This window comes from Parabacteroides sp. AM17-47 (assembly GCF_003434625.1).
GTDB classification, from domain to species: Bacteria; Bacteroidota; Bacteroidia; order Bacteroidales; family Tannerellaceae; genus Parabacteroides; species Parabacteroides distasonis.
The window spans coordinates 51912-75376 of sequence record NZ_QTLI01000017.1; the positions used below are offsets into that span (position 1 = coordinate 51912).

Consider the following 23465-nt stretch of genomic DNA (forward strand, 5'->3'; position numbering starts at 1 on the left):
GAGATATGCTATTTAAGTTTGAGTTGGAGGGCGGTAATTTCTCGAAGGCGGGTTATGCGTCTAGCCAGATAAAGAAGGTCTTGAAGCAATTGGCTATCGATCCCCGGATCATTAAGCGGGTGGTCGTGGCGCTTTATGAGGCGGAGGTGAATATCGTGGCTCACGCTTGGAGAGGAACGGTTGTCGCTGAATTGGACGCTGATAAAATATCTTTGGAACTGAAGGATGAAGGGCCCGGAATCCCGGATATATCGCTAGCTATGCGTGAAGGGTATTCGACGGCATCCGAGGCCGTGCGTGAGATGGGATTTGGTGCCGGAATGGGACTTCCAAATATGAAGAAGAACGTAGATGAATTAACGATCGAGAGCCAAGTAGACGTAGGTACCACGGTACGTATGGTCACATGGTTTAATAAAGAAGGAGCGTAGACCATGGAGGAAGCTAATTTTTATCATGCCTTGAAGATTGACAATGACCGCTGTATAGGCTGTACGCATTGCATGAAAGAGTGCCCTACGGGAGCGATCCGTATCCGGGATGGTAAGGCTTTGATCCATAAGGATTGGTGCGTGGATTGCGGCGAGTGCTTGAAATCGTGCCCGACAGAGGCTATCTATGTGGAGCAGGATGACTTCCAGCGTATATTTGATTATAAATGCAGGGTAGCGTTGATGCCCACGGTATTTATCGGGCAGTTCTCAAAGTACACGACCGAGAAGGAAATTATCAGCGCCGTTATGGAACTGGGCTTTACCCATGTTTTCCAAGTAGAGTTTACCGCCGATATGATCCATAAGGAAATGGTACGGCAGATGGAAAACGCCGAGGAAAAACCGGTGATCAGTTCTTTTTGCCCCGCTATCGTCCGGTTGATACAAGTCCGTTTCCCTGCGCTGGTGGATAATATCTTATTGGTGAAAGCGCCGGTAAACGCCTCGGCCACTTATTATCATAAGATATTGGAAGGGCAAGGTGTTCCCTCGGAAGAGATCGGTATCTTTTATGTTACGCCTTGCGCAGCGAAAATCGCCGCCTTGAAGGGAGCGGAAGGTTACTCATCTACGATCAAAGGCGTGATAAATATGGATACCCTATATAATAAGGTATACCATATTCTTAAGAATCGCCCGAGAGGATATGAGCCGGAATGTGAGCTTCCTCCGCCATTAACGAAAAAAGAGATGCGATGGAGCCAGACAGGAGGGGAGGCCAAACATTTCTCCGGTCGTTGCCTCGCGATCGATGAGATCCATAATGTGATCGATTTCTTGGAACGAATGGAAACGACCAGCGAGGTACGTAACGTAGACTTTCTGGAACTGAGGGCTTGCGACCGTAGCTGTGCCGGAGGTGTATTAGCCGTAGCGAACCGTTTCCTCACGGCCGAGCGTATCATGAAGCGATCCATGAACCGGGATAAAGTACCGATGATATACGCCGCCGATAATTTCGAGGCTTTATCCTATTTGAGGCAGCATATTACGATCCGTCCGGTGCAACCGAATCCCAAACGGTTGTACGATGGAACGATCGATGAGATGCTGAAGAAAATGGAGCAAGTGCGGAAATTGATGTGTTACCTACCGGGAATCGATTGTGGCGCTTGCGGTAGCCCGAACTGTCAAAGCTTGGCCGAGGATATCGTACGCCACGAGGCTCAATTCAGTGATTGCGTATTTATGCAACGTAATATGGAGAAGCACGGTAAACTAGATCAAGAGCATGCCTTCCGTATCGTTGAGAAGACATGGGGGAAAGATCGTTTAAATAAGGATTGTTATAAGAAAGGAGCTAAATATGAAGGTTTGTGATTTAGTGAAGATGTTGAATCTTACTGTATTTTGTGGAGAAGAGGGCCTTGATACAGAGATAACCGGGGGCTATACGAGCGATTTACTAAGTGATGTCATGGGACATATCGAGGAGGGTATGCTATGGATTACCATGCAAACGCATCAGAATATACTGGCCGTGGCTACTTTAAAAGACGCCTCCGCGGTATTGATCGTGAACGGAACCTCTCCAGATGATGAGACCTTACAAAAAGGTAGGGAAGAGGCTGTCCCTCTTTTAGGAACTACACGTTCCGCGTTCGAGGCTTCCGGTATGATTTACCGCTTATTACAGAATGAGAATGGATGAAACAGTATTTAGCTGATTTACATATCCATACTTGCCTGTCGCCATGCGGCAGTCTGGAAATGAGTCCATCGGAGATCGTGCGTCGTTCCTTAGCGAAAGGTTTGGATGCTATTGCCATTACGGACCATAATACGACCTTACAATGCCCGGAGATTCAATCCCTTGGCGAGAGATTCGGACTAAGGGTCTTTGCGGGCGTAGAAGTTACGACCCGTGAGGAAGCGCATTGTCTGGTTTATTTCCCGACCGATGAATCCCGTAAGCGATTCCAACGATATTTAGAAGAGCATCTCCCTCCAATTCCAAATGATCCGGAACGTTTTGGCGATCAAGTTTGGGTGAATGCGGAGAATGAGATTCTAGGAGAAGTACCCTATCTTTTGCTCTCCGCCTTGGATCAAAGCGTAAACCAAATAGCCGCTCAAGCACGTAAGGTGGATGCTCTATTTGTAGCCGCCCATGTAGAACGTCCGTCATTCAGCTTGATCAGTCAATTAGGTTTTATAGACCCCTGCTTATCTTTAGATGCTATTGAATATAATAATCAGCAAAGATACAGTAAGTTATTGTCTATTCACGGGTATTTGAAAGAGCAGACTCAATACTCAGCCTCGGATGCTCATTGCCCCGAACAAATAGGTACTCAGCCCTCCATTTGGCAAACGGAGGAATTAACCTTCGATGGCTTACGAAAGGCTTTTGATCAAAAAGACAATCACTTAATTTTCGCCTCTCATGGATAATCTCTCGTTTCATATCACGGATATAACCGCTAATAGTATCAGAGCAAAAGCTTCTGACATAGAGATAGATATACAGATAAAGGACACATCCATATGTATTCGTATCGCGGATAATGGCTGTGGTATGGATCCGGAAACAGTCTCTCTGATCCGTAATCCGTTTTATACGACTCGCACGACACGAAAAGTGGGTCTAGGCTTACCTTTCTTGATACAAAACGCGGAGCAAACAGGCGGGAATGTGGAAATATCTTCCATACAGGGAAAAGGTACGGTAGTTGTTGCTTGTTTTGTCTCATCTCATATTGATTGTCCGCCTTGGGGAGATTTGGCGGGTACAATGGCTATGCTTATAGGCAGTAATCCAGACATAAACATTCATTTCTCATATCATTCAGATCTGGTTTCATTTGATATCAGTACGCGAGAGCTTAAAGAAATCCTAGAGGACATGCCATTAAGTCATCCGAAAGTCATGCTTTATTTGAAGGAGTTAATAGCGAATCAAATAGTCGCGTCAAGCTGAATTAATCTTTTCATATAGGTGATCTGATCTTTTCACAGCTGTGATACGATCTTTTCACATCCATGAAACAAACGTTTCACAGCCGTGAAAAGATCTGTGTCTTTACTCAAAGCAGCTACAAGCTTTGCTTGAATGCACTAATATATCCTTATCTTGCTATTAATTTTATAATTCCCATTATGTTTAATAGTATTATGAACGATCAAAAAATGACTACTCCGATACATGATACACAAATAAAAAACCGCCTAGTAACCTTATATTACTAGACGGTTCCATTTATTCTGAAAGAAGAAATTACTTATTCATCTCTGCTTCAATAGCATCGAATTTATCACCCATATTCAAGTTGTAGTAAATACCTCTTAAAGCGGTCATATATTCTCTTTCTTCTGGTTTCATTTGGTGAGCTTTCTCAAAGTAAGGAAGAGCTAGCTTAAAGAATTCCTTAGCTTTGCCTAATTCCTCTTGATATTGTTTTGCGTCGTTGATCATATTAGCCTCACCTTGCTTGTTTACACCTTGGTTGTAATATACACGACCTAAGTTAGAGAGAGATTCGATATAGTCCGGATTGATCGCCAATGCTTTCTTGAAATACTCTTCAGCTTTAGCGTAATCTCTCAAACCAGTCTCATAAACACGGCCCATTACATCGTAAAGCTGTGGATTGTTGGAATCCTTAGCGATAGCTGTGTTCAAATATTCAATAGCTTTCTCATTTCTATTAGAATAGATGTAATTGTTTATAAGGCTCATTAAGAAATACTGTTCCTCAGGGAATTTATTCAAACCTTCTTCCAAAGTCTTCTCTAAATTCACGGTATCTTTAGCTTGCTCATACTCATAGCATAAGTATTGATATACCTCGCTTGCTCTATAATCCGTATTTTTAGCACGCTCTAACGCTGCGATAGCTTTTTGAGAATCGCCAAGTTGGGTCGCTGCTACAGCGGCATAGAACTGAACTGTCATGAAGTTTGAATCTCTTTCAGCGACAGCCTCACCTTTAAACATTGGCATATCAGATATTTTCAGGTATTGCTCGAAGAAATCGTAAGCTTTGTTATAATCTTTCTGATCGAAATAGTAAGCACCACCATTGATGTAATATACGTGGTTTGCTCCTAGGATACCTTTGATATCTTTCGTGAACTTAGGTTTAACTTTTCCTTTTTCATTAGGAAGTTGATCTAACTCATATGCTTTCTCAAAGTATGGCAAAATACTACCCAATGCCTCGTACATAACAGGCTCGTCCGGTTGTTGGCCCAAGACTTGTTTAGTTCTTTCGTTGCTGAACTGTTGATCCTCGATAAAACCGGCAACATACCAAGTTTTAGCGTCATCCTTTGTTTCTGGATTTTCCAAAGCTCCTTTAATAAGAGTTCTGGCTTCCGAGAAATCAGGAGTTGAACCCTTAGCTATACTTTGAGCCTCATTTACAGCTTTTTTCTGTGCAAAAGAGACCGATGCTGCGACACATAGTGCCACTGTTAATAATACTCGTTTCATTGCGATAGTAATTTTGAGATTAATATTTCTATTTGTTTAAAATTATTCAGTTATTTCTTCGTTATTATCTAGCTCGTTATCCATCTCTGATTCCGGCAGATCAACATCGGTACCTAGACTAGCTTGATTCTCACTCAACTCTCTTCCCTCATTCTCTTGTCTGGCTTCTTGTTCCGCTTTTTGCTCGGCTATCTCCTCTTCACTCTCAGACAATACTTTACATACAGAAGCGATTTCGTCGTTGCGCTTTTCTAGATTAATCAAACGAACACCTTGAGTAGCACGTCCTATTACGTTCAAATCGGCCACTTTCATACGGATAGCGATACCCGACTTATTGATAATCATTAAATCGTTCTCGTCCGTAACATTCTTGATGGCAACTAATTTACCAGTCTTCTCCGTGATATTAATGGTTTTTACGCCTTTACCGCCACGATTCGTTATACGATAATCCTCGATAGAGGAACGTTTTCCATATCCCTGCTCCGATACGACGAGTACGGTCTCTTTTTCCTTGTCCTTGATACAGATCATACCAACGACTTCATCGGTATTATCCTCGTCCAAAGTCATACCTTTCACTCCGGAAGCCGTACGGCCCATTACACGTACCGCGCTTTCATGGAAACGGATCGCCCGGCCGTTACGGTTCGCTATGATCACCTCGTTGTTGCCATTCGTCATACATACTTGGATCAAGCCATCGTCTTCACGCAATGTAATAGCGTTCACACCGTTTTGACGAGGACGGGAATAGGCCTCCAACAAGGTCTTTTTGATCACACCTTTCTTCGTACAGAATAATAGGTAATGAGAATTAATGAATTCCGTATCGGTGGTTAATTTCTTAACACGTATAAAGGCTTGTACCTTATCATCCGGCTCGATATTCAGAAGATTCTGGATCGCACGTCCTTTAGCGTTCTTAGCTCCTTCCGGAATCTCGAATACCTTCAACCAATAACATTTACCTTTTGCCGTGAAGAATAATAAGGTCGCGTGCATGGATGCCGGATAGATATACTCAACGAAATCCTCGTCTCTAGTCTCGGAACCCTTCGCTCCTACACCACCACGGCCTTGCGCACGGAACTCACTTAACGGGGTACGTTTGATATATCCCATATGAGATACGGTAATGATCATCTCATCATCCGCATAGAAATCCTCCGGATTTAATTCCTCAGAGGCGTAAACGATATCCGTCTTACGTTCGTCGCCAAATTTATCCTTGATTTCCAATAATTCATCTTTGATAACCTTCATACAAAGGTCCTCATTCTCCAGAATCTCATTCAAATAAGCGATCAACTTCTCGATCTCCTCATATTCCGCACGCAATTTGTCTTGTTCCAGACCTGTCAACTGACGAAGTCTCATCTCGACAATCGCACGTGCTTGAAGCTCAGATAAAGAAAAACGTTCGATCAAACGCTCGATAGCCTCTTGCGGGCTCTTGGAAGACTTGATAATCGCGATTACCTCGTCTATATTATCGGAAGCGATGATCAAGCCTTCCAATATATGAGCTCTCTCTTCCGCTTTCCTCAATTCATATTTTGTACGCCGGATAACGACCTCATGACGGTGCTCAACAAACGCCTTGATTAAGTCTTTTAAGTTAAGCAATCTCGGACGGCCGTTCACCAAAGCGATATTATTGACGCTGAATGAGGATTGCAGAGCCGTAAGCTTATACAATTTATTCAGCACGACACTCGAGTTTGCGTCACGTTTCACGTCAACTACGATACGCATACCGCTACGGTCGGACTCGTCATTGACATTGGAAATGCCATCGATACGCTTCTCGTTTACCAGGTCAGCGATATACTTGATCAACTCAGCCTTATTTACCAAATAAGGAATCTCGGTAATAATAATCTTCTCATGATTATTCTCCACCTCAATCTCGGCTTTACCGCGAAGGATGATACGTCCCCTACCCGTCTCGAAAGCGTCTTTCACGCCTGCGTAGCCATAAATTGTAGCGCCTGTAGGGAAGTCCGGAGCCTTGATATATTGCATTAAGCCCTCTACCTCGATATCTCCCTTGGCATCGATATAAGCGATACAACCATCTAATACCTCGCTCAAGTTATGAGTCGGCATATTCGTAGCCATACCAACGGCGATACCCGATCCACCATTTACAAGTAAGTTAGGAACACGAGTCGGCAATACGGTCGGCTCCTTCAACGTATCATCGAAGTTAAGCTGGAAATCTACCGTGTCCTTATCGATATCCCGGAGCATTTCTTCGGCGAGTTTACTCAGTCGTGCCTCTGTATAACGCATAGCGGCAGGACTATCACCGTCCACTGAACCGAAGTTACCTTGTCCGTCTACTAACGGATAACGCATAGACCATGTCTGGGCCATACGAACCATGGCGAAATATACAGACGAGTCGCCATGTGGATGATATTTACCTAAAACTTCACCAACTATTCTCGCAGATTTTTTATAAGGTTTGTCGGATGTGTTACCCAGTTCATTCATTCCAAATAAAATACGGCGGTGAACCGGCTTAAAGCCATCCCTAACATCAGGAAGAGCACGTGAAACAATGACAGACATTGAATAATCAATGTATGCCGATTTCATTTCCTCTTCGATGTTAATCTTAATAATTCTGTCTTGATCAACCATTTAGTTTTATATTAATTACACTCAATATCTCACCTCTGAAAAATTGCACTAAGGTAAGGTTTTTCCGTATACTACGAAAGAATTTGTCTTGAAATTTTGCGCCTCTGGGCTTTTCAAGGCTTATTAAGGAATAATGGCACGAAATTTGATGATAGTTGGAATAGATTATGTAACTTTGCGTAATCAGTACATATATAATATAGTATGAAAAATTATTCGAAAAGATTGATTGACGTGATTGAGTATAGCCGTGAAGAAGCGGCTAGGCTCCAGAATAGCTATATCGGGCCGGAACATTTGATGCTAGGCATCATTCGGGAAGGCGAAGGCGAGGCAATGCGTGTCTTGCGAGAGCTACATACCGATCCGATGGATATTAAACGCAAGATTGAGCAAGAAATAAAGAACACATTCGATTCTGAGGATTCTGTCCAGCATGAGATCGCTATAAGTAAGACTACAGAACGTGTCTTGCGTATGAGTATGCTGGAATCTCGTTTATTCAAGGAAGATGAGACCGATACGGAACATCTCCTATTGGCGATATTGAAAGAGGAGTTTAATGTAGCCGCCAAGGTGTTGAACGATGCGGGTATTACTTATCGTTCCGCATATAATATATTAGTAAGCGGAACCGGTTTGAACAATATGGAGGAATTCGACGAGATCAGCGACGGATATACGGATGATGACGAAGATGACGAGGACGAAGGTTTCTCCTCTCGTCGTGAGGCATCTCGCCCCTCTTCCGGTGCTGGAGCGGGAGCCGCTCAACCGAAATCCCCTAATGATACACCTGTTCTGGATAACTTCGGAACGGATATGACACGTGCCGCCGCAGAAAACCGTCTAGACCCGATTGTGGGACGTGAGAAGGAGATCGAGCGTTTGGCCCAGATATTAAGCCGTAGGAAGAAAAATAATCCGGTATTGATTGGTGAGCCGGGTGTGGGTAAGTCGGCTATCGTAGAGGGATTGGCTTTACGCATTATTCAGCGTAAGGTTTCCCGGGTGTTATTCGATAAGCGTGTGATTAGCTTGGATATGGCTTCTATTGTCGCCGGCACGAAATACCGCGGACAATTCGAGGAACGTATTAAGGCTATCTTGAATGAGTTATCGAAGAACCCGAATATCATCCTCTTTATCGATGAGATTCATACGATTGTTGGCGCTGGTTCCGCTTCCGGGTCTATGGATGCGGCGAATATGCTGAAACCTGCGTTGGCTCGTGGTGAGATTCAATGCATTGGCGCTACTACTTTGGATGAATATCGTAAGAATATCGAGAAAGACGGTGCGTTGGAACGTCGTTTCCAGAAAGTGATCGTTGATCCGACTACGGCGGAAGAAACTTTGCAGATCTTGCGTAATATCAAACCTCGTTATGAGGAGCACCATAACGTGATCTATACTGAAGATGCTTTACAAGCGTGTGTAAAATTGACAGAAAGATATATCAGCGACCGTAATTTCCCGGATAAGGCGATCGATGCTTTAGACGAGGCCGGTTCCCGTGTACATATATCTAATATCATTGTTCCGAAAAGTATCGAAGAGCTTGAGGCAAAGATCGAGGATACGAAGAATGAGAAATTAGCGGCCGTGAAATCTCAGAACTTTGAATTAGCCGCAAGTTTCCGCGATAAGGAGCGTCAGTATTTATTGCAACTAGAGGCCGCGAAAGCTAAATGGGAACAAGAGCTTCAAGAACATCGGGAGACCGTTGATGAAGAGAAGGTCGCTGAAGTTGTTGCCATGATGTCCGGTGTACCTGTTCAACGTATCGCTAAGGCAGAGAATGTCAAGCTTCTGGAAATGGCGGACGTATTGAAAAGTAAGGTGGTCGGGCAGGATGATGCTGTTCAAAAGATCGTAAAGGCAATTCAACGTAACCGTGTTGGCTTGAAAGATCCGAATAAGCCGATCGGAACTTTTATGTTCCTAGGACCGACGGGTGTAGGTAAAACTCACTTGGCCAAGAAGCTTGCTGAATATCTATTTGATTCGGCGGATTCTTTGGTACGTATCGATATGAGTGAATACTTGGAGAAATTCGCTGTTTCCCGTTTGATCGGAGCGCCTCCCGGATACGTTGGTTACGAGGAAGGTGGCCAGTTAACAGAGAAAGTACGTCGCAAGCCCTATTCGGTGGTCTTATTGGACGAGATCGAGAAGGCACATCCGGATGTATTTAACTTGCTGCTGCAAGTCTTGGATGAAGGCCGTTTGACGGATAGTCTGGGTAGACGTATTGATTTCAAGAATACGATCTTGATCATGACTTCCAATATTGGTACCCGGCAATTGAAAGATTTCGGCCGTGGCGTTGGTTTCAATACTCAGATGGCTGGTGAGCCGGATAAGGATTTCTCCCGTAGCGTGATCCAGAAAGCGTTGAATAAAGCATTTGCTCCAGAGTTCTTGAACCGTGTGGATGATATCATTATGTTCGATCAGCTTGATAAAGCCGCTATTCATAAGATTATTGATATTGAGTTACAGGGTCTGTATCAGCGTGTATCAAATCTGGGCTATGAGTTGTCGATCACAGACGAGGCAAAAGATTTCATTGCGACAAAAGGCTACGATATCCAGTTCGGTGCCCGTCCGTTGAAGCGTGCGATCCAGAAGTATCTGGAAGATGAGATGGCGGAGATGATTATCCGTGCCTCAGTAGGTGAAGGCGATACGATTATCGTAGACTTTGATAAGGAAGAGCAGAAAATCACGACTTCGATAAAAAAGAAAGATGCTGAATAAGTTTGTCTATGAATATAGAAGCCGGGCGTGAGTCCGGCTTTTTTTATGTTCGTCCATCTTATTCGTCTGTCATTTTGACACGCAAAAAAAGCATGACCTAATTGAATAGATCATGCTCTTATTTCTTTTTTTACTTAAGTACGCAGGATGAGACTTGAACTCACACGCCGTAACCGGCACTACCCCCTCAAAGTAGCGTGTCTACCAATTCCACCACCTGCGCATTTTAGGAAGGGTGCCCAGAACAGGACTCGAACCTGCACGATCGCAAAACCACTCGCACCTGAAACGAGCGCGTCTACCAATTCCGCCACCTGGGCAATCAATACGAGAAAGAGCGGAAGACGGGACTCGAACCCGCGACCCTAACCTTGGCAAGGTTATGCTCTACCAACTGAGCTACTTCCGCATATACAACCGCTTTGTTCTCGATTGCGAGTGCAAAGGTAGTGATTTCATTGAAACCACCAAGCCTTTGCGTTACTTTTTTATTGGATTTTTTTGACCAATTCCGTAAATAGTTGTGTCATAACAGATGCTGCTTTATTAGCCGCTACGATAACATCGGCACCATCATTTACAAAGTCGTCAGCGAAGTGATAACCTTCGTTCGTGATGACAGACATACCGAATACACGCAAGCCCGCATGACGTGCCACGATTACTTCCGGTACCGTACTCATGCCGATCGCATCTCCCCCGACTTTTCCATAGAAAGCGTACTCGGAAGGAGTCTCGAAGGAAGGGCCTGTCAAACCTACATATACACCTTTCTTTAACGGGATAGATCGGGAGGCGGCTATTTCTTCCACATAGCGGATAAATTCACGATCATAAGCACGGGTCATATCCGGGAAACGAGTGCCGAAATCCTCATTGTTCGGACCGATCAGCGGGTTCGGCATCATATTGATATGATCCCGGATGATCATCAGATCACCTACCTTGAACGTATTATTGATACCTCCGGCGGCGTTCGAGACCAAAAGGTTCTTGATTCCTAAGAGCTTCATTACACGTACGGGAAAAGTGACCTGTTGCATTGTGTAGCCCTCATAGTAATGAAAACGGCCTTGCATAGCCAAGACTTGCTTATCCCCTAGTTTGCCACAAATAAAATTCCCCTTATGCCCGGTAGCGGTAGATTTCATAAAATGTGGGATCTCCGCATAAGGTATCACTATAGGATCTGTTATTTGATCGGCTAAAGAGCCTAAGCCACTACCAAGGATAATGGCGGTCTCCGGGTTACCTTCGATCCGGCTAGCTAAATAGGCGGCCGCTTCCCGATATTGTTCGGTTTTAATCATTTCCATATTTAATCAATTTAACGTTTCATCAAGTTATAAGCTATCTCTGTCGCTTTCTCCATAATCTCGTCCTCTCCCGGTACCTTCTTATTCTCCATCAATATTTTACCATCACAGATAACGGTATCCACGCAACTGCCGTTGGCGGCGTATACAAGATTTGAGACGAAATTGAAGTTCGGGGTAAAAGCGGGGGTGTTGAGATCTATCAAACATAGATCGGCTAAATACCCTTCCTTGATCTGCCCGGCTTTTAAACCGAACATAGCGGCTCCTTCCGCAGTAGCGGCTTGCAGCATCTCATTTGCGGTCAAGGCTTCGGGATCCTTTCGCCAAGCTTTTCCTAACAGGGAAGCCAGCTTCATCGCCTCGATCATATCCAAGTTATTGGAAGAGGAACAACCGTCCGTTCCCAATCCCACGGTAATACCCAATTGGCGCATTTCCTTAAACTTAAAATGAATACCGGAAGCCAGTTTCATGTTTGAGGCCGGGTTATGTACGACTTTCACCTCGTGATCGGCCAACATGCGAAGCTCGTCATCATCGATGTAAATTCCGTGAGCGATAATCAAACGTGGAGAAAGCACACCTAACTTATATAAATAACGTACAGGAGTGAGTCCGAATCTATCGAGAGAGTCTTTCACTTCCCCCTCTGTCTCTGCTAGATGCAGATGGATCGGGATTTGATGTTCCATAGCGAACCGATGCGCCCATTTCAGAAGCTCACCGGAAACGGTATAGATGGCGTGCGGCCCGATCGAGAAGCGAACCCGTTTGCTGTAGTTATCCACATCTTGGATCAGTCGCTCGTTATGGCGTTTGCATTTCTCCGCCTCTTCTTTATCAAAACCATCGAAGCAAACGCCGGCTATGATACCTCGCAATCCCATCTCCTCCGTCACATCGGCCGTGACACGAGGGCGTTGATACATGTCGAAGAAAGTGGTCGTGCCACTTTTTATCATTTCCAAGCACGCTAATTTCGCTCCCCAATATACATCCTCACGGGTCATTTTCGCCTCATTCGGCCAGATCTTTTGCTCAAGCCATGGCATAAGCGGCATATCATCGCCGAAGCCGCGGAACAAAGTCATGGCAGCATGTGTATGAGCGTTCACGAAACCGGGAATGACGGCTTTACGGCTACCATCCAGTATCTTATCGGCAGGAAAAGACAAGCCCTCTCCTATTTGCTTGATCTCTTTTCCTTCGATATAGATATCAATCGTCCTATCGTTAAACAGAACATTCTTTATTAATATACTCATCTTCTTCCTTCTTATTTATATAAACGGTAGAATTCCGCTACCGACTCGATTCCCTTGAAGAAGATATCCAACTCCTGACTCTCGTTGGGCGAATGGATCGCGTTTTGCTCCAAGCCGAATCCCATCAGTACGGTCTTGATACCTAATACCTGCTCGAATGTAGAGATAATAGGAATACTACCTCCGCGACGAACCGCCAACGGTTTCTTCCCGAATGCGATGCCAACAGCCTTTTCTGCCGCTTGATAAGCTGGCAAGTCTATCGGACAAACATATCCTTGCCCGCCATGGCTGGGCGTAACTTTCACTTTAACATAAGGTGGGGTCACACGAGCTATATACTCCTCAAACATTTGGGAGATCTTGGCATGATCTTGGTGTGGAACCAAACGAGTGGAAACCTTGGCATAAGCCTTTGAAGGCAATACAGTTTTGCTTCCTTCCCCCGTATATCCGCCCCAAATACCACAGATATCGAAAGAAGGCCGACAACTATTACGTTCTAGCGTAGAATAGCCTTTCTCTCCGAAAAGAGCGTCTACCCCGATCGCTTTCTTATATTTTTCCTCGTCGAATGGGATTTGGGCGATCATCTCCCGTTCTGCGGGAGATACATCCTCCACGTCGTCATAAAAAACCGGGATTGTGATGCGTCCATCCACGTCGGTGATATCTGCCATCAATTTGCAAAGTACATTGATCGGATTCGCTACGGCTCCGCCAAAATGACCGGAATGCAAATCGCGGTTCGGTCCGGTTACTTCTATTTCCCAGTAAGCCAAACCACGTAAGCCTGTCGTGAGCGACGGTGTTTCAGCGCTGACCATGCTTGTATCGGAAACGAGGATTACATCCGCTTTCAATAATTCTTTATGTTCCCGGCAAAAATCTTCCAAGCTAGGAGAACCTATCTCCTCCTCTCCTTCGAAAATAAACTTCACGTTACACTGTAACAAACCTTCTTTAATCGCTGTCTCAAAACCTTTTACTTGAATCATACCCTGTCCCTTATCATCGTCTGCTCCACGGGCCCAAATGCGTCCGTCCCGGATCACCGGCTCGAAAGGTTCACTCTTCCACAGTTCTAGTGGTTCGGCAGGCATCACGTCGTAATGAGCGTAAACCAATACGGTCGGAGCATTGGGAGATACCATTTTCTCGGCGTATACGACAGGATTGCCTTTCGTAGGCATTACCTCGGCCTTATCCGCACCGGAAGACAACAGCACCTCAGTCCAACGCTGGGCACATGTCAACATGTCCGGCTTATTCTCATGCTTGGCGCTGATTGACGGAATGCGGATTAAAGAGAACAATTCTTCAAGAAAACGATCCTTATTGGATTCGATATAAGATTTTACTGACATAGCGTTTTATTTTATGTTTATAAATTGTAGCAAATATAACGAAACAGATGGGGATTGCAAGGGATTTTATGCTATTTTAGCCGTGTGTTACTATAACCTGCTACACAGCAACCAGCCTTGCAGTACTACTGCAAGGCTGGTTGCTGTAGACATGGCATGAGAATTTAATTTAACTTTATTGTTAATTTATGGCATCAAGTATTATGGTCAAACGAATTATCATTATCGGCGCTACCTCCGGTATCGGCTATGAGGTTGCTAAGATTTATTGGAAACGAGGATATCAACTGGGATTGGCTGGCCGTCGGGTGGATCGGTTGGAAGAGTTTCGTAGGCAAGATCCGGAACATATCCGGATAAAGCAGTTGGACGTGACCGCCGAGGATGCCGCCGATCGTTTAGAAGAGTTGATCCGTGATTTGGGAGGAATGGACATCTTCCTGCTCAGTTCAGGGATCGGCAACCAGAATAAATACTTAGATACTTCCATTGAACAAGTTACGATACAGACGAATGTGACAGGCTTTACACGTATGGTACTAGCGGCCTATCGTTATTTTTCCAGTCAAGGTGGCGGGCATATATCTGTAATCAGCTCTATTGCCGGAACCAAAGGATTAGGTGTCGCTCCCTCCTACTCGGCTACCAAACGATACCAAAATATTTATATAGACGCTTTAGCCCAACTTTCCCGTATGGAGAAACAGCCTATTACATTTACGGATATCCGTCCGGGATTTGTCCGTACGGATTTATTGAAAGACGGCAGGAATTATCCTATGCTGATGTCTCCCCAATACGCCGCCTTGCGTATCGCTAACGCTATAGACCGGAAAAAGAGAAGGGCGATCATCGATTGGAGATATGCTATCCTTGTCTTTCTCTGGAGACTGATCCCTGAATGGCTTTGGGAACGGCTGCCAATACGGAATTAGGATCGGATATGTTAGAGGTTCATCTTTTTTGCTTCTACATTAGATTTTCTCTTGCGCCGGGAGCATGCTGAAGGACCGCGCCGACTATCTGGCAACTATCTAATTCATCACAATCGCCACATGTATTAAAGCCTTTTCCGGATACACATTTGCGTATTTCACAATAATCACTGCAATACGCAAATTTCATTCCGTCCGTACGACACCCCATACAGTTTATAGTTGCGGCTGTAATTTCGGGTGCATTGTTCATGGCACTCCACTTTTGGGCGGTTTTTTCTCTTAGCTCATTATCATTCTTAACTGTGGCTATGCGGGCATCGCAACTTTCGCAATCTAATCCGCAACAGGCTATCAATTGTTTCATTATTTAGTTGTCTATTTATTTTCTTGTTTGTTTCTGTCCTTGCTTTTACTTTTCGGCAAACATAATAAAAATTCCTACCTTTGCGCCCAATTACTAATTTTTTAATCTATACAGATGGGTTTATTTATTAAGAAGCCTTTAGCGGATTTGATGACCGAGGCAAATGATTCGGGCAGTAAATCGCTGAAGCGTATCCTTGGCCCGTGGAGTTTGATCGCCTTAGGTGTCGGTGTTATTATCGGTGCCGGATTGTTCTCCATTACGGGTGCGGTGGCCGCCGGGTATACGGGGCCTGCCATTACTTTATCTTTCGCTATCGCCGCCTTGGGCTGTTGTTTCGCCGGGTTATGTTACGCCGAGTTCGCTTCCATGATCCCGGTGGCAGGTAGCGCATATACCTATTCGTATGCCACGATGGGTGAGTTGGTCGCTTGGATTATCGGTTGGGATTTGGTGCTCGAGTATTGCGTGGCCGCTACGACCGTTAGCATAAGTTGGAGTCGGTATTTGGTCGTTTTTCTGGAAGGATTCGGAGTACATTTACCGCAAGCCTTGACGGCTTGCCCTTGGGATGGCGGTATCGTGAATATCCCGGCTTTCGTGATCGTGGTGTTAATGAGTATTTTGTTGATACGAGGGACGGAAGGAAGTTCTATCTTCAATGGGATTATCGTATTCTTGAAAGTCTCCGTAGTCTTGGTGTTCGTAGTCTTGGGATGGAAATATATCCGTATGGAGAATTATACGCCTTATATACCCGCTAATACGGGGACCCTAGGCGAGTTCGGTTTCTCCGGTATCCTACGAGGGGCGGCTATCGTATTCTTTGCTTTCCTCGGTTTCGACGCTGTAAGTACGGCGGCGCAGGAAACCAAGAACCCGAAACGGAATATGCCGATCGGGATCTTGATGTCATTAGTGGTTTGTACTATATTATATATGTTGTTTGCCCACGTGATGACCGGAGTCGTACATTACTCAGCGTTTGCTGGCCAGAATGGAATCGCTCCTGTGGCAATAGCTATCGATCATATGGGGCAAATGGATGCTTCTGGTGTGATTCGTCCGGATTACCCTTGGATGAACCGGGCGATCGTAATAGCTATTTTACTGGGGTATTGCTCGGTTATCATGGTAACGTTATTAGGACAGAGCCGTGTATTCTTGAGTATGAGCCGGGATGGGCTGCTCCCTCCCCTATTTTCTCATATCCATGAGAAATTCCGCACGCCGGCACGAAGTAATTTCCTGTTTATGTTATTGGTCGGTGCATTGGCAGCTTTCGTTCCGGCGAGCGTAGCGGGCGAGATGTGTAGTATCGGGACTTTGTTCGCTTTTACGCTAGTTTGCGCCGGGGTATTGATTGTCCGTAAGACAATGCCGGACGCTCCCCGGTCTTTCAAGACCCCGTTGGTTCCGTTCGTGCCTATCGCCGGTATCATAACTTGTCTGGTAATGATGCTTTTTCTCCCGGCTGATACATGGATTCGTTTGGTATTATGGATGTTAATCGGTCTGGATATATATGTCTGCTATGGAATCAAACATAGCAAACTGGAACATATGCAGAAACATCGCTCGGGACAGACCACATTGGATATGATCGGTATTACCCTATCCGTGCTTTGCGTGATCACGGGGCTTTGGCACCAGCAAACCGTGGGATGGGGCGAGAGCAAAATCTTATTGATTATCTCATTCGTATTCGCTTTTACGCATCTAGCTTTCTATCTTTACAGACTCGGGAAGCAGTTTACGAGCCTTACCCGTTAGCGATTCAGCACGATTAGTCTCGATGGTTCACGCGACTAGTCCCGATGGTCAATACCAGTAGTGGTGAAGGCTTATGCGAGTAGTCGCGTTGACCTTCACCACTACTGGCGTACTATACCACTTCCTTTAATACGATTTATCGGATTCTAGCTCTTAAAAGTAAGCCTCTTATTCATCATAAAATTAACGGCTCCGTAAACGAAAAGTCCAAGGAACTGACCCAGATATTCATTTAGATCGATCACCTCCACCATTAAAAGCAAGAATATGAATTGAGTAGCGTAAGCGCAACCAAAAGCGATTAGGAATAAAGGAATCTCCTTCCAGAAATTACCTTTCCCGGAAGAAAATACCCAGTATTTACTCCAAAAGAAGTTATTCACCAAGGCAGCCACATATCCAGCCATGTTCGACCACAAGTAATTACAATCCAGAATATCCATTAATATCCAGATTACCAATGCGGTGATCAAAGCGTTAGAAGAACCTACAATGGCGAAACGAAGAATACGAACAGATTCCTTCATGCTGTTAATTATACGTTTCGAATGACAAATATACGGGTTTATTTCTATATTTGTGCTGTACTTTTGATCAAGTATGTAACATTCTTAAAACAATTATGAGTATGATTAGACTAAATGTATTTATTCAAGTAAGTGAGGAGAATCGTCCAGCCGCATTGGAGACAGCGAAAGAATTGGTTGAAAAGTCTTTGAAAGACAATGGCTGTATAGCTTATGATATTTTCGAGAGCTCTACTCGTAGTGATGTATTGATGATTTGTGAGACGTGGAAAGACGCTGAATCCTTATCAGCTCACGAAAAAGCTGAGCATTTCGTAACGTTGGTTCCTAAATTGCAAGGATTAGGTGCGATGAAACTTGAGAAATTTACATTTTAAGGGTTTTATGTAGGCTTATTATTATAAGCTTGAGCATGCTAAAAAATCATAGTTATGAATCCTTCAACTTATAACTATGAATGAAAGAAAACATAACTATGATTTTTTAGTGTTATCGCTCGTTGATTGAGATATATTCCCTATCGTCCAAAACGTTCTTGTAAGCCGGACGGATGATGCGTTTTCCGTCAAAGTTCAACTCCTCGATACGGTGAGCGGTCCAACCCACGATTCGGGCCATGGCGAATAAAGGCGTATAGATTTCCTGTGGCAAACCGATCATCTCATAAACGAATCCAGAATAGAAGTCCACGTTCGAGGAAACCCGTTTCTTAGTTCCTTTATGCTTGGCGAAACATTCGATCGCTCTTTCCTCTAATAACTCAAGGAAGGCGAATTCCTCAGAGCGACCTTTCTCTTTTGCCAGATCACGAGCCAGTTCCTTTAATACGACCGCACGGGGATCGGAAATCGTATAGACCGCATGGCCGATACCATAGATCAAGCCAGTCTTGTTATAAGCCTCTTTGTTAAGCATCCTCATGAAATAAGTATCGATCTCGTCCACGTTCTTCCAATCTGCGATATTCTCTTTTAAATGATGGAACATATCTACTACCTGAATATTGGCACCTCCGTGCAACGGGCCTTTCAATGAGCCGATACCAGCTGCGATAGATGAGTACGTATCCGTTCCCGTAGAACTAGTGACGCGTACCGTGAACGTAGAGTTATTACCACCACCATGTTCTGCTTGCAATACCAAGAGCAAATCCAACGTACGTGCGTCCAGATCCGTGAAATCACGTTTCAGCATGTGAAGGAAATTTTCTGCGATCGATAAGTTCTCGTGCGGATGACGGATGTGTAAAGAACGCCCCTGTGTGCTATGACGATAAATATTGTAGGCATAAGCGATAATCGTCGGGAACTTAGAGATCAATTCAATAGATTGGCGCATTAAGTTATCTCGGGAGGTGTCGTCCGGGTTTGCGTCGAAGGTATACATCTCCAATACGCTACGAGCCAATATATTCATGATGTTCTGTCCTTCCAGATCCAGAATATTCATCTTGGTCTTTTGCTCCAAGGGCATATTATCGTTCAACAGTTCTTTAAAGGCTGATAATTCCTCTTTATCGGGGAGTTTACCAGAAAGTAATAAATAAGCCACTTCCTCAAAACCGAACCGTTTTTCCTTGATGAAATCACGCGCTAAATCCTCTACGTCGTAACCTCTATAGAATAACTTACCGGGGATTGCTTTAAGACCGCCCTCTGGCAAGCGTTCGTATCCTACTACATTACCGACTTGGGTCAATCCTACTAACACGCCGCTACCATCCTCGTTACGAAGGCCACGTTTCACATTATACATCGGGAAAAGTTCGTTGTCAATCTTGCAAGCCTCTCTGGCAGCCTCGGACAATTTGTAAATTAAATATTCTTTCTTCAACATGACTATACTAATTTAATTGTTTCGATAATAGAGATGATACGATCACCAAATTCTTTGGTGCCGAGAGATTTGCCATTCGGCATAAAACGAGCCAAGTCATGAGTGGCCTCTCCAGCGGAGAAAGCTTGCTCCATAGCGGATGTAATCAGGTTAGCCGCATCACTCCATCCCATATATTCCAGCATCATCACGGATGATAATAATAAGGAAGAGGGGTTTACGAGATTCTTTCCCGCGATATTCGGAGCGGTTCCATGTGTTGCCTCGAAGATCGCATGACCACTGTTATAGTTGATATTAGCGCCGGGAGCAATGCCAATGCCACCTACCATTGCCGCTAATTGATCGGAGATATAATCGCCGTTCAGGTTCAAGGTAGCGATCACGGAATATTCTTCCGGAATTAATAGAGTGTTTTGCAAGAAAGCATCGGCTATGACATCCTTGATAATGATTTTACCGGCCTTTGAAGCTTCCACTAAGGCGGTATTGGCCGCTTCCTCGCCTTGCTCTTTCTTGATCTTCTCATATTGAGGCCATGTGAAAGTGAGATCCGCAAACTCCCGTTCCGCTAAAGCGTATCCCCATAGTTTGAAACCACCTTCCGTGAATTTCATGATGTTACCTTTGTGTACCAAAGTCACGCTCGGTAACTGATGCAATATCGCGTATTCGATAGCGGCACGCACCAGACGCTCCGTACCTTCCACAGAAACCGGCTTGATGCCGAAAGAGGAAGTTTCCGGGAAACGTATTTTCTTCACTCCCATTTCCTCGGTGAGGAACTTCAATAACTTTTGTGCCTCCGGAGTCCTTTGTTGCCATTCGATTCCGGCATAGATATCTTCCGTATTCTCACGGAAGATATACATATTCACTTTCTGCGGCTCCTTTACCGGAGATACGACTCCTTTAAACCAACGAACCGGACGGAGACAAACATATAAATCCAACGTCTGACGGAGGGCCACATTTAATGAACGGATACCTCCACCAATCGGAGTTGTCAACGGTCCCTTAATACCGACGATGTATTCACGGAATGCTTCCATAGTCTCATCGGGAAGCCAACTTCCGGTTTGCTTAAACGCCTTTTCACCGGCTAAGACCTCTTTCCATTCAATGGAACGGGTTCCGTTGTAAGCTTGCTTGATGGCAGCGTTTACTATCTTTTGGCTAACGGGAGTGATCTCATGCCCCACGCCATCTCCTTCAATATAAGGGATCGTCACGTGATCCGGAACGAAAATATGATTACCTTTCTTTGTTATCTTACTCATGATATCAAGATTTTTTTGTTTGTCTTAGTGAGCTGTATTTAAAGCGGAACCCGCCTTGAACCATTTAATTTGTAAATCATTATACGTATGGTTAACCGGGAATGATTCTTGCGTACCATCCGCATGAAGAAGAACGGCCGTCAACGGTTTGCCCGGCTGAAAATCTTTCAATCCGATGATCGAGATATGGTCATTCTCACGGATCTTGCTATAATCCTCCTTATCGGCGAAAGTCAGTGCTAACATTCCTTGTTTCTTCAAGTTTGTCTCGTGGATACGGGCGAAACTCTTGGCTAGGATCACTTTTACATTTAGGAAGCGAGGCTCCATGGCTGCATGTTCCCGGGAAGAGCCTTCACCATAGTTTTCTTCCGCTACGACGATCGAGGAAATACCATTTGCCTTGTATTGTTTCGCTACGGCAGAAACTGCTTCATATTCATTGTTCAGTTGATTCAATACAGAGTTTGTCTTCCCATTGAAAGCGTTTACGGCTCCCATCAACATATTATCCGATATATTTTCCAAATGCCCACGGAAACGTAACCATGGACCGGCCATCGAGATATGATCCGTCGTACATTTACCTTCAGCCTTGATAAGAAGGGGCATATTCGTGAAATCCTCTCCGTTCCAAGGAGCGAAAGACTTTAATACCTGTAGGCGATTGGATTCCGGATCGATGTTCACCACTACGTTCTTACCCGTAGGTGCCAGATAGCCGTTATCCTTTACCTCGAAACCTTTCGGCGGAAAATCCGTGCCTTTCGGTTCTTTCAGTTTCACAACCTTACCATCCTCTGTCTTCAAGGTATCGGTCAAAGGATTGAAACATAGATCACCTGCGATGGTCAAGGCCAGTGTCAGTTCCGGAGAAGCGACAAAAGCATGTGTATTCGGATTACCGTCCGCACGTTTAGCGAAGTTACGATTAAATGAAGTAACGATCGAATTCTTACGGGTATTATCATCCGTATGACGTTTCCATTGTCCGATACAAGGACCACAGGCATTCGCCATAATGGTTGCGCCAATCCGTTCAAAATCACCGATAATACCATCTCTTTCCGCCGTATAACGGATTTGCTCGGAACCCGGGTTGATGATCAAGGGTGCCGCTACCGGTATTTTATCCTCATAAGCTTGGCGAGCAATGGATGCCGCACGGCTTAGATCTTGATAAGAAGAGTTGGTACAGGAACCGATTAATCCCACCTCCATCTTTCGGGGATAGCCATTCGCTTTTACTTTTGCGGCAAACTCCGAGATAGGCGTAGCTGCATCCGGCGTGAACGGACCATTGATATGCGGCTCCAATTCGGAAAGGTTAATAACGATTACACGATCGTAAAACTTATCTGGCTCGGCACGAACGTCCATATCCGCTTCCAGATATTCACCGATAGCTTCGGCCCAGCTCGCTACCTCGTCACGTCCCGTGGCACGAAGATATTGAGCCATTGTATTATCGAATGGGAATAAGGAAGTAGTCGCTCCTACCTCGGCACCCATATTACAGATCGTAGCTTTTCCGGTCGCTGAGATTGAGGCGGTGCCCGGACCGAAATATTCGATGATAGCGTTCGTTCCACCTTTTACGGTTAAGATGCCCGCTAGCTTAAGAATCACGTCCTTCGGCGAGGCCCAACCATTCAAACTACCAGTTAACTTAACACCAATTAGTTTCGGCATCTTCAGTTCCCATTCCATTCCGGTCATGACATCCACGGCGTCGGCTCCTCCTACTCCGATAGCGACCATTCCAAGTCCTCCGGCATTCGGGGTATGTGAATCAGTTCCTACCATCATACCGCCGGGAAACGCATAATTTTCCAATACCACTTGATGGATAATGCCTGCTCCGGGTTTCCAAAAACCGATTCCATATTTATCGGAGACCGATTTCAAGAAATCATAGACCTCGCTATTGCTTTTGGTAGCCGTATCGATATCCGTCTTGGCTCCCATATTCGCTTGGATCAAATGGTCGCAATGCACGGTAGCCGGTACTGCGGATTTTTCTTTTCCGGCGTTCATGAATTGTAAAAGCGCCATCTGAGCGGTGGCATCTTGCATAGCCACACGGTCGGGACGGAAATTCACATAATCCTCACCTCTTTTGAAAAGGCGAGTCGAGCTTTCATCGTATAGATGCGCATATAAGATTTTCTCGGCCAAGGTCATCGGGCGACCACCGATACGTTCGCGGGCTGTGTCCACTCTTCTGGGGAAATTCGCATAGAAATTTCTAAGCATGTCAATGTCGTACACCATATTCATATTCGTTTTTTATTGTAAGCCTTTTCGCAAATATATTTATCTATAACCAGCTAAAATGTAATAAATAAGACATCTGCCAATGAGTCTTTGTTTTTATTATCAACAAATATATAATATAATGAAATACAATTTGTTCGATAATTTCTATGAGGTTATAGAGGTTATTTAT

Annotated in this window: 19 protein-coding genes and 3 tRNA genes; 9 read left to right on the forward strand and 13 right to left on the reverse strand. The window is 44.7% G+C overall.

What is annotated here, in order from left to right:
• Positions 1-5: 5 nt before the first annotated feature.
• Genes DW205_RS14545 through DW205_RS14565 form a run of 5 tightly spaced genes read left to right on the forward strand, consistent with a single transcriptional unit; the run spans position 6 to position 3414 of the window.
• On the forward strand, positions 6-431 hold the full coding sequence (locus tag DW205_RS14545; RefSeq protein WP_005856948.1) for an ATP-binding protein: 426 nt from the start codon (positions 6-8) through the stop codon (positions 429-431).
• Between the two features lie 3 nt (positions 432-434).
• A complete protein-coding gene (locus DW205_RS14550; protein ID WP_005856950.1) occupies positions 435-1814 on the forward strand; it encodes a [Fe-Fe] hydrogenase large subunit C-terminal domain-containing protein in 1380 nt (459 codons plus the stop codon).
• Positions 1801-2145: a DRTGG domain-containing protein gene (locus DW205_RS14555; protein ID WP_005856952.1), complete on the forward strand. Its 345-nt coding sequence runs from the start codon at positions 1801-1803 to the stop codon at positions 2143-2145. Before DW205_RS14550 ends, DW205_RS14555 begins: the two co-directional genes overlap by 14 nt.
• Positions 2142-2888: a PHP domain-containing protein gene (locus DW205_RS14560; RefSeq protein WP_048927298.1), complete on the forward strand. Its 747-nt coding sequence runs from the start codon at positions 2142-2144 to the stop codon at positions 2886-2888. The genes DW205_RS14555 and DW205_RS14560 overlap by 4 nt, the downstream gene beginning before the upstream one ends.
• Positions 2881-3414: an ATP-binding protein gene (locus DW205_RS14565; protein ID WP_005862300.1), complete on the forward strand. Its 534-nt coding sequence runs from the start codon at positions 2881-2883 to the stop codon at positions 3412-3414. The genes DW205_RS14560 and DW205_RS14565 overlap by 8 nt, the downstream gene beginning before the upstream one ends.
• A 297-nt stretch (positions 3415-3711) precedes the next feature.
• On the opposite strand, the gene DW205_RS14570 is transcribed toward DW205_RS14565, so the two are convergent.
• Together DW205_RS14570 and gyrA are read right to left on the reverse strand one after the other, a co-directional pair.
• Positions 3712-4929: a lipopolysaccharide assembly protein LapB gene (locus DW205_RS14570; RefSeq protein WP_005862301.1), complete on the reverse strand. Its 1218-nt coding sequence runs from the start codon at positions 4927-4929 to the stop codon at positions 3712-3714.
• A 42-nt stretch (positions 4930-4971) separates the two neighbouring features.
• On the reverse strand, positions 4972-7584 hold the full coding sequence (gyrA, locus tag DW205_RS14575; RefSeq protein WP_005862302.1) for a DNA gyrase subunit A: 2613 nt from the start codon (positions 7582-7584) through the stop codon (positions 4972-4974).
• Positions 7585-7788: 204 nt separating this feature from the next.
• Between gyrA and DW205_RS14580 the strand changes: the two genes are divergently transcribed.
• A complete protein-coding gene (locus DW205_RS14580; protein ID WP_005862303.1) occupies positions 7789-10347 on the forward strand; it encodes an ATP-dependent Clp protease ATP-binding subunit in 2559 nt (852 codons plus the stop codon).
• A 139-nt stretch (positions 10348-10486) separates the two neighbouring features.
• On the opposite strand, the gene DW205_RS14585 is transcribed toward DW205_RS14580, so the two are convergent.
• From DW205_RS14585 to DW205_RS14610, 6 genes are all read right to left on the reverse strand, one after another.
• Positions 10487-10570, reverse strand: a tRNA-Leu gene (locus DW205_RS14585).
• A gap of 13 nt (positions 10571-10583) precedes the next feature.
• Positions 10584-10667, reverse strand: a tRNA-Leu gene (locus DW205_RS14590).
• Positions 10668-10683: 16 nt separating this feature from the next.
• A tRNA-Gly gene (locus DW205_RS14595) sits at positions 10684-10756 on the reverse strand.
• Between the two features lie 79 nt (positions 10757-10835).
• Positions 10836-11663 (reverse strand): purine nucleoside phosphorylase I, inosine and guanosine-specific, encoded by an 828-nt coding sequence (locus DW205_RS14600; RefSeq protein ID WP_005862304.1) that lies wholly within the window; start codon positions 11661-11663, stop codon positions 10836-10838.
• Between the two features lie 11 nt (positions 11664-11674).
• A complete protein-coding gene (locus tag DW205_RS14605) occupies positions 11675-12931 on the reverse strand; it encodes an amidohydrolase (protein WP_008772160.1) in 1257 nt (418 codons plus the stop codon).
• Between the two features lie 11 nt (positions 12932-12942).
• Positions 12943-14298: a dipeptidase gene (locus DW205_RS14610; RefSeq protein ID WP_005862306.1), complete on the reverse strand. Its 1356-nt coding sequence runs from the start codon at positions 14296-14298 to the stop codon at positions 12943-12945.
• 203 nt (positions 14299-14501) lie between these two features.
• Here DW205_RS14610 and DW205_RS14615 point away from each other — a divergent pair, with 203 nt between their 5' ends.
• Positions 14502-15233: an SDR family oxidoreductase gene (locus tag DW205_RS14615; RefSeq protein WP_008778347.1), complete on the forward strand. Its 732-nt coding sequence runs from the start codon at positions 14502-14504 to the stop codon at positions 15231-15233.
• A gap of 34 nt (positions 15234-15267) precedes the next feature.
• Here DW205_RS14615 and DW205_RS14620 read toward each other — a convergent pair whose 3' ends face one another.
• The gene (locus tag DW205_RS14620; RefSeq protein ID WP_005862310.1) at positions 15268-15600 is read right to left on the reverse strand and encodes a DUF3795 domain-containing protein; all 333 of its coding nucleotides are present in this window, start codon (positions 15598-15600) and stop codon (positions 15268-15270) included.
• A 114-nt stretch (positions 15601-15714) separates the two neighbouring features.
• On the opposite strand from DW205_RS14620, the gene DW205_RS14625 reads away from it, so the two are divergent.
• The gene (locus DW205_RS14625) at positions 15715-17373 is read left to right on the forward strand and encodes an amino acid permease (protein ID WP_005862312.1); all 1659 of its coding nucleotides are present in this window, start codon (positions 15715-15717) and stop codon (positions 17371-17373) included.
• 146 nt (positions 17374-17519) lie between these two features.
• On the opposite strand, the gene DW205_RS14630 is transcribed toward DW205_RS14625, so the two are convergent.
• On the reverse strand, positions 17520-17900 hold the full coding sequence (locus tag DW205_RS14630; protein WP_005856979.1) for a GtrA family protein: 381 nt from the start codon (positions 17898-17900) through the stop codon (positions 17520-17522).
• Positions 17901-18001: 101 nt separating this feature from the next.
• On the opposite strand from DW205_RS14630, the gene DW205_RS14635 reads away from it, so the two are divergent.
• Positions 18002-18277, forward strand: a complete 276-nt coding sequence (locus DW205_RS14635) for a putative quinol monooxygenase (RefSeq protein WP_005856980.1) — start codon at positions 18002-18004, stop codon at positions 18275-18277.
• Between the two features lie 112 nt (positions 18278-18389).
• Here DW205_RS14635 and DW205_RS14640 read toward each other — a convergent pair whose 3' ends face one another.
• Genes DW205_RS14640 through DW205_RS14650 form a run of 3 tightly spaced genes read right to left on the reverse strand, consistent with a single transcriptional unit; the run spans position 18390 to position 23290 of the window.
• The gene (locus DW205_RS14640) at positions 18390-19733 is read right to left on the reverse strand and encodes a citrate/2-methylcitrate synthase (RefSeq protein WP_008772165.1); all 1344 of its coding nucleotides are present in this window, start codon (positions 19731-19733) and stop codon (positions 18390-18392) included.
• Positions 19734-19738: 5 nt separating this feature from the next.
• A complete protein-coding gene (icd, locus tag DW205_RS14645) occupies positions 19739-21016 on the reverse strand; it encodes an NADP-dependent isocitrate dehydrogenase (protein ID WP_005862314.1) in 1278 nt (425 codons plus the stop codon).
• 24 nt (positions 21017-21040) lie between these two features.
• Positions 21041-23290, reverse strand: a complete 2250-nt coding sequence (locus tag DW205_RS14650) for an aconitate hydratase (protein ID WP_005862316.1) — start codon at positions 23288-23290, stop codon at positions 21041-21043.
• Between the last annotated feature and the right edge of the window lie 175 nt (positions 23291-23465).